This window comes from Albidovulum inexpectatum (assembly GCF_002927635.1).
Taxonomy (GTDB): Bacteria; Pseudomonadota; Alphaproteobacteria; order Rhodobacterales; family Rhodobacteraceae; genus Albidovulum; species Albidovulum inexpectatum.
Genome location: NZ_PRDS01000005.1, coordinates 230,563 through 244,228, shown reverse-complemented (window position 1 = coordinate 244,228; position 13,666 = coordinate 230,563). Strand labels below are relative to the sequence as shown.

Annotated in this window: 12 protein-coding genes; 9 read left to right on the top strand and 3 right to left on the bottom strand. The window is 61.5% G+C overall.

Going from position 1 to position 13,666, the window contains the following annotated elements; genetic code table 11:
- Positions 1 to 213: 213 nt before the first annotated feature.
- From LV82_RS09810 to LV82_RS09780, 7 genes are all read left to right on the top strand, one after another.
- Positions 214 to 1,455 (top strand): CpaE/TadZ family protein, encoded by a 1,242-nt coding sequence (locus LV82_RS09810; RefSeq protein WP_104071191.1) that lies wholly within the window; start codon positions 214 to 216, stop codon positions 1,453 to 1,455.
- 17 nt (positions 1,456 to 1,472) lie between these two features.
- Positions 1,473 to 2,900, top strand: coding sequence for a TadA family conjugal transfer-associated ATPase (locus LV82_RS09805; RefSeq protein WP_104071189.1), 1,428 nt, complete (start codon positions 1,473 to 1,475; stop codon positions 2,898 to 2,900).
- 6 nt (positions 2,901 to 2,906) lie between these two features.
- On the top strand, positions 2,907 to 3,875 hold the full coding sequence (locus LV82_RS09800; RefSeq protein WP_104071187.1) for a type II secretion system F family protein: 969 nt from the start codon (positions 2,907 to 2,909) through the stop codon (positions 3,873 to 3,875).
- 10 nt (positions 3,876 to 3,885) lie between these two features.
- Positions 3,886 to 4,875 (top strand): type II secretion system F family protein, encoded by a 990-nt coding sequence (locus LV82_RS09795; RefSeq protein WP_104071186.1) that lies wholly within the window; start codon positions 3,886 to 3,888, stop codon positions 4,873 to 4,875.
- Between the two features lie 62 nt (positions 4,876 to 4,937).
- A complete protein-coding gene (locus tag LV82_RS09790; protein ID WP_245873133.1) occupies positions 4,938 to 5,444 on the top strand; it encodes a tetratricopeptide repeat protein in 507 nt (168 codons plus the stop codon).
- A 27-nt stretch (positions 5,445 to 5,471) separates the two neighbouring features.
- A complete protein-coding gene (locus LV82_RS09785) occupies positions 5,472 to 6,332 on the top strand; it encodes a tetratricopeptide repeat protein (protein WP_104071182.1) in 861 nt (286 codons plus the stop codon).
- A gap of 4 nt (positions 6,333 to 6,336) precedes the next feature.
- Positions 6,337 to 6,891 carry a prepilin peptidase gene (locus LV82_RS09780; RefSeq protein ID WP_104071181.1) on the top strand — a complete coding sequence of 185 codons (555 nt, stop codon included), beginning with the start codon at positions 6,337 to 6,339 and terminating at the stop codon, positions 6,889 to 6,891.
- Here LV82_RS09780 and LV82_RS09775 read toward each other — a convergent pair.
- A complete protein-coding gene (locus tag LV82_RS09775) occupies positions 6,819 to 8,483 on the bottom strand; it encodes a hypothetical protein (protein WP_146065154.1) in 1,665 nt (554 codons plus the stop codon). The genes LV82_RS09780 and LV82_RS09775 overlap by 73 nt on opposite strands.
- A 146-nt stretch (positions 8,484 to 8,629) precedes the next feature.
- Here LV82_RS09775 and LV82_RS09770 point away from each other — a divergent pair, with 146 nt between their 5' ends.
- Both LV82_RS09770 and LV82_RS09765 read left to right on the top strand, forming a co-directional pair.
- The gene (locus LV82_RS09770; protein ID WP_104071177.1) at positions 8,630 to 9,940 is read left to right on the top strand and encodes a P-loop NTPase family protein; all 1,311 of its coding nucleotides are present in this window, start codon (positions 8,630 to 8,632) and stop codon (positions 9,938 to 9,940) included.
- On the top strand, positions 9,937 to 10,707 hold the full coding sequence (locus tag LV82_RS09765; RefSeq protein WP_170063400.1) for an NAD(P)-binding domain-containing protein: 771 nt from the start codon (positions 9,937 to 9,939) through the stop codon (positions 10,705 to 10,707). Before LV82_RS09770 ends, LV82_RS09765 begins: the two co-directional genes overlap by 4 nt.
- A gap of 74 nt (positions 10,708 to 10,781) precedes the next feature.
- Here LV82_RS09765 and folD read toward each other — a convergent pair whose 3' ends face one another.
- On the bottom strand, positions 10,782 to 11,672 hold the full coding sequence (gene folD / locus LV82_RS09760) for a bifunctional methylenetetrahydrofolate dehydrogenase/methenyltetrahydrofolate cyclohydrolase FolD (RefSeq protein WP_104071175.1): 891 nt from the start codon (positions 11,670 to 11,672) through the stop codon (positions 10,782 to 10,784).
- Between the two features lie 100 nt (positions 11,673 to 11,772).
- On the bottom strand, positions 11,773 to 13,449 hold the full coding sequence (locus tag LV82_RS09755) for a formate--tetrahydrofolate ligase (RefSeq protein ID WP_104071173.1): 1,677 nt from the start codon (positions 13,447 to 13,449) through the stop codon (positions 11,773 to 11,775).
- Between the last annotated feature and the right edge of the window lie 217 nt (positions 13,450 to 13,666).

Genomic DNA, 13,666 nt, shown 5'->3' with positions numbered 1-13,666 from the left:
TGGCAACAAAGGCCGCCTTTTCGCGCCCATCTTCCACACAGGGCGTATAATTACGATTATTTGGCCAAATTCTTGCCACCTTTCTGCGGAAGCTGTGAAGTCAAGAACCATTGGGTGGTCCTGCGATTCCGGACTGCAGGATCCCGTCGTGGCCGGTGCCTGCCCCTTCCGGGCCGACAACCTTGCCCAGGGTATTGAGAAGGAACGAATTGAATGAGTAGCGCTGCAGCACAGCAACCGGACGTGACACCCGTCGTCGCCTGTACGATTTCCCGAGACATCAGCAATTTCGATCTTCTGATCGAAGACATGGAAACCGAACTTGGCGAAAGCTGGGGTGATCTTTCCTTCGACGAGGCGATCGAATATCTGCAGCAGCCCGATGCCGCAACGCTGGAATTCATCGCGATCGCGGTCGATTCGAAGGACGAAGGCAATCTCGGCCGGATCGCGGATATCGTGAAGGCTGCCAAGGATCGCGACATCAAGGCCATTCTGATTGCCGACGAAATCAGCCCAATGGCCCTGCATCAGCTGCTGAAACTCGGCGCTGACGACTTTGTGCCCTACCCCCTGCCCGAAGCCGCGCTGCACGATGCCATCGAACGCCTTCGCCGGGCCGCTCAGGCCCCGGCCATCGAAGCCGCGGCCGTCGTCACGGGCGGCGAAAACCGTCAGGGTATCGTCTATCCGATCCACGGGCTTGCGGGCGGCACCGGCGCCACGACACTCGCCGTCAACCTGGCGTGGGAACTTGCGAACCTCGACAAGACCAATCCGCCCAAGGTCTGCCTGCTGGATTTCGACTTCCAGACGGGATCGGTATCGACCTATCTTGATCTGCCGCGCCGCGAGGCAGTCTATGAAATGCTTTCGGACACCGCTGCCGTGGACCATGCCGCATTCCTGCAGACGCTTGTTACCTTCAAGGACAAGCTGCATGTTCTGACGGCGCCCTCGGACATGCTGCCCCTCGATATCGTGACATCCGAAGACATCAATCGCATTTTGGACATCGCCCGCGCAAATTTCGATTTCGTTATCGTCGACATGCCGCGCACTGTCGTCCAGTGGACCGAGGCCGTCCTGAACCAGGCGCATGTCTATTTCGCGATGATCGAACTCGACATGCGGTCGGCCCAGAACACGCTGCGCATGATCCGCGCACTGAAGGCCGAGGATCTGCCATTCGAAAAGCTGCGCTACATCCTCAACCGGGCGCCCAAATTCACCGATCTTTCGGGCAAGGGCCGGGTCAAGCGACTGGCCGAAAGCCTGGACATCAAGATCGAGATCCAGCTGCCAGACGGTGGCAAGCAAGTGACCGATTCCAACGATCACGGTCTGCCCCTGGCGGAAACCGCAGCGAAAAGCCCGCTGCGCAAGGAAATCACCAAGATGGCGCAATCCATCCTTGAACACGGACGGGCCGCGGCAACGGCCGGTCTGGTCTGAGCGAAGGAGAGGTCGTCATGTTCTCGCGCTACAAGAAATCACAGGGCAACACTCAGCCTCCGGCCGCGGCCTCCAAGCCTGCCGCTCCCGCCACAACCGTGCCCACCGGCGTCACGCGCAAGGCCCCGACCGTCGCCGCCCAGCCGGCGCCAATCGACAAGGAGCGCAAGCGCAAGGAGCGGATGAACGAACTGAAGGTCGAGCTGCACAAGAGCCTGCTCGACAACCTCAACCTCGCCGCACTTGAACATGCGACCGAGGCCGAGCTGCGACAGGAGATCGTGGCCATCTCGACCGAGGCGCTGGAAAGCATGAACGTCGTCCTGAACAAGGACGAACGCACCCAGCTGTTCCAGGAACTCTATCACGAGGTCATGGGCCTCGGGCCGCTTGAGCCGCTCTTGCAGGATGACACGGTCAACGACATCCTGGTCAATGGTCCGCATCAGGTCTTCGTCGAACGCAACGGCAAGCTGGAACTGACAGACGTCCAGTTCAAGGATGAACGCCACCTGCTGCGCATCATCGACAAGATCGTTTCGGCCGTCGGGCGGCGGGTGGACGAATCGAACCCCTATTGCGACGCGCGTCTTGCGGACGGGTCGCGTTTCAACTGCATGATCCCGCCCATCGCGGTGGATGGGTCGCTGGTTTCGATCCGGAAATTCAAGAAGGACAAGCTGTCGGTCGACGACCTGATCCGCTACGGCGCCTTCACCGAGGAGATGGCCGCCTATCTGCAGGCAGCGGTGGCAACCCGGCTGAACGTCATCGTCTCGGGCGGTACGGGCTCGGGCAAGACCACGACGCTGAATGCGCTGTCGTCGTTCATCGACAATTCCGAACGCATCCTGACAATCGAGGACACGGCGGAACTGCAACTGCAGCAGGTCCATGTCGGCCGGATGGAAAGCCGTCCGCCGAACGTCGAAGGCAAGGGCGCCGTGACACAGCGGGACTGCCTGAGAAACGCCCTGCGCATGCGTCCCGACCGCATCATCGTCGGCGAAACGCGCGGCGAGGAAGTCATCGACATGCTTCAGGCCATGAACACGGGCCACGACGGATCGATGACCACGATTCACGCGAACTCGGCGCGCGATGCCATCTCGCGACTGGAAAACATGGTTGCCATGGCCGGCATCGAGATGCCCATCAAGGCCGTGCGCAGCCAGATCGCCAGCGCCGTGAATCTTGTCGTGCAGGCAAGTCGCCTGCAGGACGGCTCGCGTCGCATGGTGTCGATCACCGAAATCACGGGCATGGAGGGCGACGTCATTTCGATGCAGGAGATCTTCCGCTACGAACGGCTGGGCCTTGCGCCGGATGGAAAGATCATCGGGCGCTTCACGGCGACCGGCGTGCGCTCGGCCTATTCCGATCGCTTCAAGGCCTGGGGCTACGACCTGCCTCCCTCCATCTATGAACCCGTCGCCGCGGAGTAAGCGCACATGATCCTGAGCCCCGCCCCGCTGATCTACGCGGCCATTTTCCTTGCCGTCCTGTTGCTGGTAGAAGGTCTGTATCTGCTTGCCTTCGGCAAGTCGATCTCGCTCAACTCGCGCGTCAATCGCCGGCTCGAGCTTCTGGAAAAGGGCGGCAAGCGCGAGCAGGTTCTGGAGCAGCTTCGCAAGGAAGCCAGCCAGCACCTGAAGGCCAAGGGCATACCCTTCTACTCGCTGCTGGCGACCAAGGCACAGAAGGCAAATATCGTCTTTTCGCCCAGGGCGCTGGTCGGGATCATGGCGCTTCTGAGCTTTGTCGCCTTCATCGGCCTCAAGATCGGCACCCAGGCGTCAACGCCCGTTCAGATCACGCTGTCGCTGGTGATGGGTATCGGGGCCGTCTATTTCTGGATCAGCCGCAAGGCCAAGAAACGCATGAGCATGATCGAGGAGCAGCTGCCCGACGCGGTCGAGCTCATGGTTCGTTCGCTGCGTGTGGGGCACCCATTTTCCTCGGCCATCCAGATCGTCGCCAAGGAAGTCCCCGACCCGCTGGGCACGGAATTCGGCCTGATCGCAGACGAGGCTGCCTATGGGCGCGACATTTCCGAGGCCCTGCGTGACATGGCCGAACGCCTCGACATGCAGGACCTTCGCTTCCTTGCGGTCGCCGTGACCATCCAGCAGCAATCAGGCGGCAACCTGGCCGAGATCCTTGACGGTCTTGCAAAGGTTATCCGCGCCCGTTTCCGCCTGTTCCGTCGCGTCCGCGCGATCACGGCCGAAGCAAAATGGTCGGGCGCATTCCTGTCGGGCTTTCCGCTTTTCGTCCTGCTGATAATCCAGCTTGCAAAGCCGGACTATTTCGACAAGGTCAAGGACACGGCCTTTTTCGTGCCGGCGGCCCTTTTCGTCTTCATCATGTTGGGGATCAACATGATCTTCATGCGCATGATGACCGACATCAAGGTCTGAGGGGAACGCCATGCTGAGCGCACTGAACGAATATCTGGTAAATCTTCTGGGGCCGCTTGGACCGCTCTATGCCGTGGCGATCCTTGGCGTGCTGATGATCGGCGTGACGCTGCCCGTGATCCTGAAGAAGCGGGCGGACCCATGGGACAAGCTGCGCGAAACTGCGCGCCCGGCGGGAGCCACCAAGACCCAGTCATCCCAACCGCGCGCCACGCTTCGCAGCAGCAGGAAGAATGACAAGCTGGAAAAATTCGCATCCTTCCTGGAGCCGAAGACCGAAGAGGAGCTTTCGACGGCCAGGCTCAAGATGCTGCGGGCGGGCTATCGCGGGCGCGATGCCGTGCGCAAGTTCCACGCCATCCAGTTCATACTGGGCATCTCGTTTCTTGTCGTCGGCGTCATTTTCGGTCTGATCAGTTCGGCAAGCGGCGACGTCTCGACGACCCAGCTTGCGCTCTATGTCCTTGTTCCCGGGCTCGTCGGCTATTTCCTGCCCCGATACTGGGTAGAACGCCGGATCCAGACCCGTCAGCAGGAAATGCAGAATGCCTTCCCCGACGCGCTGGACATGCTTCTTGTCTGCGTCGAGGCCGGGCAATCTCTTGACCAGGCGCTGATGCGTGTCTCCAAGGAGTTGAAGGTGGGGTATCCCACCCTTGCCGAGGAGCTGGAGATCGTCGCCCAGGAAACCAAGGCCGGCAAGGATCGCATTTCCGTCCTGCGCGCATTCTCGGAGCGGGTTGGAATTCCTGATATCTCGTCTTTCGTCACTGTCATGATCCAGTCGCAGACATTCGGCACGTCGATTGCCGATGCCCTGCGGGTGTATTCGGCCGAGATGCGCGACAAGCGCGTCATGCGGGCCGAGGAAATTGCCAACAAGCTGCCAACCAAGATGACGCTGGGGACCATGATGTTCACGGTCCCGCCGCTTCTGGTTATCCTTGTCGGGCCGTCGGTTTATGACATGATGCAGGTCTTCGCGAATTTCCGCCCCTGAGGATCATGGCAGCCCGCCCTTTCCCTGGATTCGTCCTTTCCGTCCTCTTGGCCGCTTGTCAGATGGCGGACGGACACTCCGATATCGGCGGGCCCTATGCCCCGACGGATCCGGTTCCCGGCGAAGAATCCGTCGATGGTCTGATCGTCGGACACCGGTTGATGGCGGCGGGTGAATACGAGCTTGCGCTCAAGGCCTATTACCGCGCAGCGGCCGAGCAAGGAATAAACGTCGACACGTTGTCGGCCATCGGATCGGCCAATCTGCGGCTGGGCCGGCTCGGACAGGCGGAAACGATCCTGCGGCTGGCGATCCAGAAGGACGAAACCTTTGTCCCCGCATGGAACAACCTGGGCGTCGTCCTGATGGAGAAGGGCGAATACGCCGAGGCCAGTCAAGTCTTCAAGACCGCCTTCGCCCTGGACAACGGCAGGTCTGACGAGATCCGCCAGAACCTTCGCCTTTCCCTCGCAAAAGTGGACAATCCATCGTATGATTCCGGCCCAGAGGGCGAGTTTTCCCTGGTACGGCGCGGGAACGGGCAATACCTGCTTCTGACCGCGCCCTGAGGCAAGAGCAGAAAAGGGACGCAGCAAATGCGCCAACAGGCATTACTTACCGTCACGATTGCGGCCATCGCGGCCCTGTCCGCCTGCGGAAACACGTCGAATGCGGATGTAAAGCGCGCTCTCAAGGACGTGAATGTCATCGACGAAAGCAACCTCAACGAGGTGATGCTGAACGCGGCCGATCCGAACGAGGCGGTGGACTACTTCGCCCGCACATCTGCGCAAAACCCCGAGAGGATCGAACTCAAGCGCGGGCTGGCAAAGTCGCTGACACGTGCCGGCAAACCCGTTCAGGCCAGTGCGGTCTGGGCCGAGATCGTGAATTCGCCCGAAGCGACCAATGACGACCGCGTTGCCTACGCCGACGCCCTTATCCGGGCCAATGAATGGTCCAAGGCCAAGGCAGTTCTGGACAGCATCCCCCCGACGCATGAAACCTATGACCGCTACAGGCTCGAGGCCATGGTCGCAGATGCCAACAAGCAATGGTCCAAGGCGGATTCGTTCTATGAAACGGCGCTTGGTCTGACGACACAGCCGGGCGGGGTTCTCAACAATTGGGGCTTTTCCAAGCTGTCGCGCGGCGATTTCGCATCTGCAGAGCGTCTTTTCGCCGAAGCACTGACCTATGATCCCAACAACTTCACGATCAAGAACAACCTGGTCCTGGCCCGCGCCGCGCAACGCAAATACGATCTCCCGTTGATCCAGATGACGCAAGAGGAACAGGCCCAGTTGTTGTACACGGCCGCGCTGACGGCGATCAAGCAGGGCGACGTCACGATCGGGCGCGGCCTGCTGGAAGACGCCGTCGAAACCAGCCCCAGGCATTTCGAACAGGCCGCCCGCGCGCTCGAAGCCCTGAACAAGACCGTCTCGAAGGGCTGACCCGATGCTGAATCCGTTCGAAGGTCTCGAGGCCGTCACCTTTGCCTATCGCGTCTTTCTTGTTCTGTGCCTGCCGGTCTGCGCCTGGGTCGCGTGGTCCGATCTCAGCACGATGAAAATTCCCAACAAGGCGGTTCTGGCCGTCATGGCGATCTTTGCCCTGGCGGGGCCGGTTCTTCTGCCGCTCGAGCCCTGGGCCTGGCGATGGCTCAATTTCGTGGTCGTCCTGCTGATCGGCTTCGTGCTGAACGCGGTTGCGCATGTCGGTGCGGGCGACGCGAAATTCGCGGCGGCGGCTGCCCCGTTCATTGCGCCGACGCATCTTCCCATCGTGCTGCCGGTATTCGCAGCCTTCCTGCTGGGCGCCTTTGCCGCCCACCGGCTGCTGCGAGCGATACCCGCCGTGCGCAGACTGACGCCGGGCTGGGTCAGCTGGACGCGCAAGGATTTTCCGATGGGGCTGGCCCTTGTCGGGACCTTCCTGTTCTACCTGTCGCTGATGGCCTTCCCGTCACTCGTCGCATTCCTGTTCGGCGCGACCGGCGCGGCAACGACGTAAAGGCTCGTGCGCAAGACTTCGTTCAGCTGCCAGCCCGTCTCCTCCAGAGACTTCAACATCGAGGCGCGCAGACTGCGCGACAGCGGGCATAGTGGGATGACGACATAGTCGGCATTCTCGATTCCCGGCAGGCCGCCGTAATACCACGGGGCGGCGCCAATCACCGGGCGAAAGTCGCCGTAAAGCCAATAGGCCGAATACAGATCCGTCCCCATGATCGCCGATCCGGCGAATCCCGCCGCCTCCAACTCGGCAGAAACAAGTTCGAACCAGGCGGTGATGCCACCTTCCTGAGCGCATTCGGGCAGCGTCTCTCCATTCAGAACCACGGGGTCCTCGTGCTCGACACGATCCCGGAAGACCGCAAATGGCTCGCCGGGCTCGGTCATGGATTCCACCCGGCGGATCGTGAACAGGCGCGGCGTCAGTGCGCGCAGATCCGCGTGCTGGGGCAGATGTGACAGCAATGGCGTCGTGTCGTCCGTCTTGGCCGCCAGATTTCGAAAGGGGCTGAGCGCCACGTTGACTGCCGACGCCAGCCCAAGCGCAAGGGCGATCACCCCCACATAGGACAGCGCATCGCGCAAGCGCCATCCCAGCCCGTTCCTATGGTCCGCGTCGGGCCGCAGGGCGAATGAAAGCAGCGCCAGAAGCAGTATCCATTGCGGATCGTTGCCGAAGTTCTGATAGGTGATGTAAAACAGCCCCGGCATCAGGATCAGCAGCGCCACACCTTCGGCCGCGCGCCCGGCCTGCCGAAGGAATATCACGGCCGCCAGAATGGACAGGCTTGCGCCGATATTTGCTGGACCCGCCACCACGGTCACGAAGTCTTCCCCCGGCGCGGGGCGACTGTCGCTGCTCGCAACGGTCAGAAGGTCTTGCAAATAGGCCCACCAGAAGTCGGTGCCGCAAAGCAACGTGGTCATCGCTGCGATGGCCAGCCCCGCAAGAACCGCCCAGCCCAGCATCGCAAACCGACGATGCGCGATCAGCGCAACGGCAACGCCCGGAGCCAGCGCGACAAAATAGGTCGCCTTCATCAGCGCCAGCACCGCCATTCCGATCCCGACAATGGCGCCATCAACGAATGGACGTTCCTTCGCATGCGGCAGCAGAAGGGCGAGCGGCAGAACCACGAAGGCCACTGCCCAGGCCCAGCGATTGTAATGCATGGATACCGAGATGGCCGAATGCGCCTCGCCATGAACAAGCGCTACGCACAGCGCCATTACGAAGCCACCATAGGCCCATGGCCAGACCCCGGTCAGGCGACTGATCGCAACCCGCAAGACGGCGGGCAGAAGTGTCAGCGCAACAAGACATTGCGCCAGCAGAAACGCCATGCCGATCCCCTGCCCCAACGATACGAATGCCGCGATTGGCGCGATGGCCAGAATTCCGATGGGCGTCATGAAGTCACGGTGCGGCAACTGGCCGTCCGCCATGCGCAGCACCAGCTCGGCCAGGTGCATGGCATCGCCTTCGTGCTTGCCCAGATAGATCCCGCCCTTGACCAGCGAGACGCCCCCAAGAATGCCGACCACCAGGCCAAGGAACGCCAAAAGACGGATCGCGCGTGAACTGCCCATTCGAACCAGGATCCCAAAATTGTTTCCATTTTTTGGCCACATTACCCGGGCATTGTCCCAGGCTGAATCCCGGTTGGATACGAACATTCCGGGCGTGGCAATTCGGCCAGACCAGTACAGACAAGATCGATCAAGGATCAACTCACATGAACATGCAGGTTTCGAACGTGATCGCGCCACCCGCCCCCCGATCGTTGGAGGAGACGGGCCTGTCGATCGTTGTGATGCGCGATCTGCTGCTGAAGACGATCTTCCGCATGAATCTCGAGCAGGTCAGCCAGATGTCGCGCGCGCTTGCCCTGCCGGTGGCCGTCACGCAGGAGCTGGTCGATCTTGCGCGCAGCCAGAAGCTGCTGGAGGCGACCGGTACGCTGCATGCCACCGCGTCCAAGGAGATGGGATATCAGCTGACTGATGCCGGCAAGGCGCGCGCGCTCGATGCGCTGTCGCAATCGGAATATTACGGCGCGATGCCCGTGCCGCTGGAAATGTACCGCGAACAGGTCAAGCGTCAGTCGATCCGCAACATTCAGATCACGCGTCAACAGCTGACGCAGGCGATGGGCCATCTGATCCTGCCCGATTCCCTGCTGGATCATCTTGGGCCGGCGGTCAGTGCCGGGCGATCGATCCTGATGTATGGCCCGCCGGGGAACGGCAAGTCCTCGATTTCAAACGGTATCCGCGATGCGATCGGCGACAAGATCTATGTCCCCCGCGCGGTGGAATATGCGGGACAGGTCATCACGGTCTACGACCCGATCGTCCACACCGCGGCCGAGGTGGTCGAGGAAGACCCCACCTCGCTGCGCAGGACCTCGGCGCGGTTCGACCAGCGTTACGTCCTGTGTGAACGCCCCACTGTCATTACCGGCGGCGAATTGACGCTGGACATGCTGGACCTGACGTATAACCCGACGGCACGGACCTACACCGCCTCGCTGCAGATGAAGGCAACCGGTGGTGTCTTCATCATCGACGACCTTGGCCGTCAGTCCGAACCACCTCAGAAGATCGTGAACCGCTGGATCGTTCCTCTGGAAGAAAATCGTGATATCCTTGCCCTGCAATCGGGCGAAAAGTTCGAGGTCCCATTCGACACGCTTGTCATCTTCTCGACCAACTTCCACCCGAACGAGATCTTCGACAAGGCGGCGCTTCGCCGGATCTTCTTCAAGATCAAGATCGACGGTCCTGACCAGGAGATGTTCCTGAAGATCTTTGCGATGGTGGCCAAGAAGAAGAAGATGCCGCTTGACGAAAAGGCCCTGCTGCACCTCCTGAAGGTGAAGTATCCGACGATCAACAACGAATACGCGAACTACCAACCCCAATTCCTGATCGATCAGATGATCGCCATTTGCAATTTCGAAGGAATTCCGTATCAGATGACTCCCGAACTCATCGATCGAGCATGGGCGAACATGTTCGTTCGCGACGAGAAGATCGTGCATTGACCGAAACACTCGGCATAGCAGGGTCGGGGCCCTTCGCCGCGACATTCCTTGCCAGGCTGCAAGCCGGCGGGATCGATATCCGCCCGACCGACGAACTGGTCAGAAACCGTGGCAATGGCTTGCAGCAGCTTTCCACGCTGTTGCTTGTGCCGCATGACCTGCTGGAGCTCGAGGATATCCTGATCGGTCAGTCGGGGTTGGCCCGGCAGCTGCCCATTCGCTCGAAGATTGTCATAGCGGCGGATCTTCCGCCGCGCTTCGTTCGCGCCCTACGCGCGCGAATTCCGCGCCATGTCGCGCTGGTAGACGCCCCCTTCATCGGGTCGCAACAGGATGCCCGGGAAGGCAGGTTGACCTTCTTCCTCGGGGGTGAACCCGAACCGATCGCGGCACTTGACCCCCTGCTTGCGAGATTGTCGCGCCGGGCCATCCATACGGGGGAATTTGGCACGGCCACATCGGCCAAGGTGTTGAATGATTTCCTGTCGGCTGCATCATCGGCCCTGACCCGAGTCGCCCTGGAATGGGCCGAGCTTCAGTCGCTTGACATGCAGGCAGCGCTTGATATCGCGCGCGATGCCCTGTCGCCTTCGGATGAAAGTTCTGCTGATCCGGCCCGTACCGCGCGCGTCGGGGCAGAAAGCGCCGCAAGCATGACCGCCAGCATTGAAACCGCGCTTGATGAAGCCTTGGCCGAAGTCCACCTGACTCCTTCGCGCCGCCAGAAGCGCCCCGTGGCGATGATCCGCCCCCGGGCGATCCATTAAGATACCGGCTCAAACGCGCCGCAACAGGCATCTGGTTGCGCGTTTACCAGTCGGCGCCGAGGCAAAGGCCGCATTCAGGCGGTCAAACCCTCGGGCTCACGCAGGCCATGCGCCCGGCAGCAAGCGGTCAGGGTATTTGCCAGCAGACAGGCAATCGTCATGGGACCGACGCCACCTGGAACCGGCGTGATCGCGCCGGCAACCTTCGCGGCGCTTTCGAAATCCACGTCCCCGACCAGCCGCTTCTTGCCGTCGCGTTCGATGCGGTTGATGCCGACATCGATCACCGTCGCGCCAGGCTTTATCCAGTCGCCCGGGATCATCTCGGGCCGCCCCACGGCTGCCACCAGAATGTCCCCGCGCCGGCAGACATCGGGCAGATCGCGCGTGCGCGAATGCGCGATCGTTACCGTGCAACTGTCCCCCAGCAAGAGCTGGGCCATGGGCTTGCCCACGATGTTGGACCGACCGACGACAACGGCCTCCATGCCGGCCAGGCTTCCGTGAAGATCACGCAACAGCATCAGACAGCCCAAGGGCGTACACGGGACCATCGCCTTCTGCCCCGTCCCCAACAAGCCGACATTCGAGATATGGAAGCCATCGACATCCTTTGCCGGATCGATCGTGTTGATGACCAGGTTGGAATCCAGATGCGATGGCAGAGGCAGCTGCACCAGGATTCCATGAACGGCCGGGTCTTCGTTCAGCCGCCGGATCAATGCCAGCAATTCGGACTCAGGCGTATCCGCAGGAAGACGATGTTCGTAGGAGTTCATCCCGGCTTCGACCGTGGCCTTACCCTTGGACCGCACATAGACCTCGGACGCGGGGTCATCCCCCACCAGCACCACCGCCAGACCCGGCGTGATGCCGTTCGCCTCCTTGATGCGGGCGACGTGTTCCGCCACGCGCGCACGCACGTCCTGTGCGAAAGCCTTGCCATCGATGATCCGGGCCGTCATGTCCCTGCCTTTCCCTTCCTGAACTCGTCCTGTCGTGCCACGGGCCGCAACCGGCTGCAAGCGGCGCCCGGAACCCACACGCCCCCGGGCGCCTGTCTTGTCAGAACAGACCCTCGACGAACCCCTGGTCATTGATGCGGATGACCTCGGCCGCCGGATGACGCGGCAGGCCCGGCATGGTCATGATTTCGCCGCAGATGACGACGATGAAGCCCGCGCCGGCCGAAAGCCTGACCTCGCGAACCGGCACGGAATGACCGGTCGGCGCGCCCCGCAGGTTCGGGTCGGTCGAGAAGGAATACTGCGTCTTGGCCATGCAGATGGGCAGATTGCCATAACCCTCGGCCTCCCAGGCGCGCAGCTGGTCACGGATCGACTTGTCGGCCAGAACCTCGTCGGCATGATAGATCCGCTTGGCGATCGTTTCGATCTTCTTAAACAGCGGCATCTCGTCGGGATAAAGCGGCGCGAAATTCGAGGCGCCGCTTTCGGCCAGCTGCACCACCTTTTCGGCCAGATCCACGATCCCCTTCGAGCCTTCCGCCCAGTGGCGGCACAGGATGGCCTCGGTCCCCTGGGTTGCGACGAAGTCCCTGACCGCCTGAATTTCTGCCTCGGTGTCGGTTGCAAAGTGGTTGATCGCCACCACGACCGGCACGCCGAAGGACTTCACGTTCGCGATATGACGCCCGAGGTTGGCACAGCCCTTCTGGACGGCCTCGACATTCTCGGCGCCCAGATCGGCCTTGGCCACGCCGCCATTCATCTTCAGCGCGCGAATGGTCGCCACGATTACCGCTGCCGCCGGCTTCAGCCCCGCCTTGCGGCACTTGATGTCAAAGAACTTCTCGGCCCCAAGATCCGCGCCAAATCCTGCTTCGGTCACGACATAGTCGGCCAGCTTCAGCGCGGTGCGCGTGGCGATGACCGAGTTGCAGCCATGCGCGATATTGGCGAACGGCCCGCCATGGACGAAGGCGGGGTTGTTTTCCAATGTCTGCACCAGGTTGGGCTGCATCGCATCCTTCAACAGGACGGTCATGGCCCCATCGGCCTTCAGGTCGCGGGCATAGACCGGGCTCTTGTCCCGGCGATAGGCCACGACAATATCGCCCAGGCGCTTTTGCAGGTCCTCCAGATCGCGCGCGAGGCACAGGATGGCCATGACCTCCGAGGCCACGGTGATGTCAAAGCCCGTCTGACGCGGGAAACCGTTTGCCACCCCTCCCAGCGACACGACCACGTCGCGCAGGGCACGGTCGTTCATGTCCATCACGCGACGCCAGCTGACACGCCGCTGATCGATGCCCAGCTCGTTGCCCCAGTAGATGTGGTTGTCGATCATCGCCGACAACAGGTTATGCGCCGAGGTGATGGCGTGGAAATCGCCGGTGAAGTGCAGGTTCATGTCCTCCATCGGAACGACCTGCGCATAACCGCCGCCCGCGGCTCCGCCCTTCATGCCGAAATTCGGCCCAAGGCTGGCCTCGCGAATGCAGATGGCTGCCTTCTTGCCGATACGGTTCAGACCATCGCCCAGGCCGACCGTCGTGGTGGTCTTGCCCTCGCCCGCCGGGGTTGGGTTGATCGCGGTAACCAGGATCAGCTTGCCATCGGGCCGCCCCTCGAGCGACCGGATGAAATCCTGGCTGACCTTGGCCTTGTCATGGCCATAGGGCAGCAGATGCTCGGCCGGAATGCCCAGCTTCGCGCCGATCTCCTGGATCGGCTTCTTCTTTGCCTCACGCGCGATTTCGATATCGGTCTTGAACGCCATGTCGATTTTCTCCCTGCGACGATCCGGGACGCCTGCCTAGCGTGATAACGACACCAGCTGTCGCGGGAAGGCTGAATTGCGACCTAAAGCCGGGCGGAATCGCCGTGAGCGGTTTCCAATGCGAAACCTGTGGCCGCGAAAGAGGTCGGGCCCAAGGCCCGCCGGGAACCGCCCCGACCTGACCGGCGTTGTTCCATTGAAAATTCGCAAGAGGAAA

Bases quoted from the DNA above. Each gene is read 5' to 3' on its own strand.
- LV82_RS09810 (WP_104071191.1), top strand. From the start codon at position 214: ATGAGTAGCGCTGCAGCACAGCAACCGGACGTGACACCCGTCGTCGCC.
- LV82_RS09805 (WP_104071189.1), top strand. From the start codon at position 1,473: ATGTTCTCGCGCTACAAGAAATCACAGGGCAACACTCAGCCTCCGGCC.
- LV82_RS09800 (WP_104071187.1), top strand. From the start codon at position 2,907: ATGATCCTGAGCCCCGCCCCGCTGATCTACGCGGCCATTTTCCTTGCC.
- LV82_RS09795 (WP_104071186.1), top strand. From the start codon at position 3,886: ATGCTGAGCGCACTGAACGAATATCTGGTAAATCTTCTGGGGCCGCTT.
- LV82_RS09790 (WP_245873133.1), top strand. From the start codon at position 4,938: ATGGCGGACGGACACTCCGATATCGGCGGGCCCTATGCCCCGACGGAT.
- LV82_RS09785 (WP_104071182.1), top strand. From the start codon at position 5,472: ATGCGCCAACAGGCATTACTTACCGTCACGATTGCGGCCATCGCGGCC.
- LV82_RS09780 (WP_104071181.1), top strand. From the start codon at position 6,337: ATGCTGAATCCGTTCGAAGGTCTCGAGGCCGTCACCTTTGCCTATCGC.
- LV82_RS09775 (WP_146065154.1), bottom strand. From the start codon at position 8,483: ATGGGCAGTTCACGCGCGATCCGTCTTTTGGCGTTCCTTGGCCTGGTG.
- LV82_RS09770 (WP_104071177.1), top strand. From the start codon at position 8,630: ATGAACATGCAGGTTTCGAACGTGATCGCGCCACCCGCCCCCCGATCG.
- folD (WP_104071175.1), bottom strand. From the start codon at position 11,672: ATGACGGCCCGGATCATCGATGGCAAGGCTTTCGCACAGGACGTGCGT.
- LV82_RS09755 (WP_104071173.1), bottom strand. From the start codon at position 13,449: ATGGCGTTCAAGACCGATATCGAAATCGCGCGTGAGGCAAAGAAGAAG.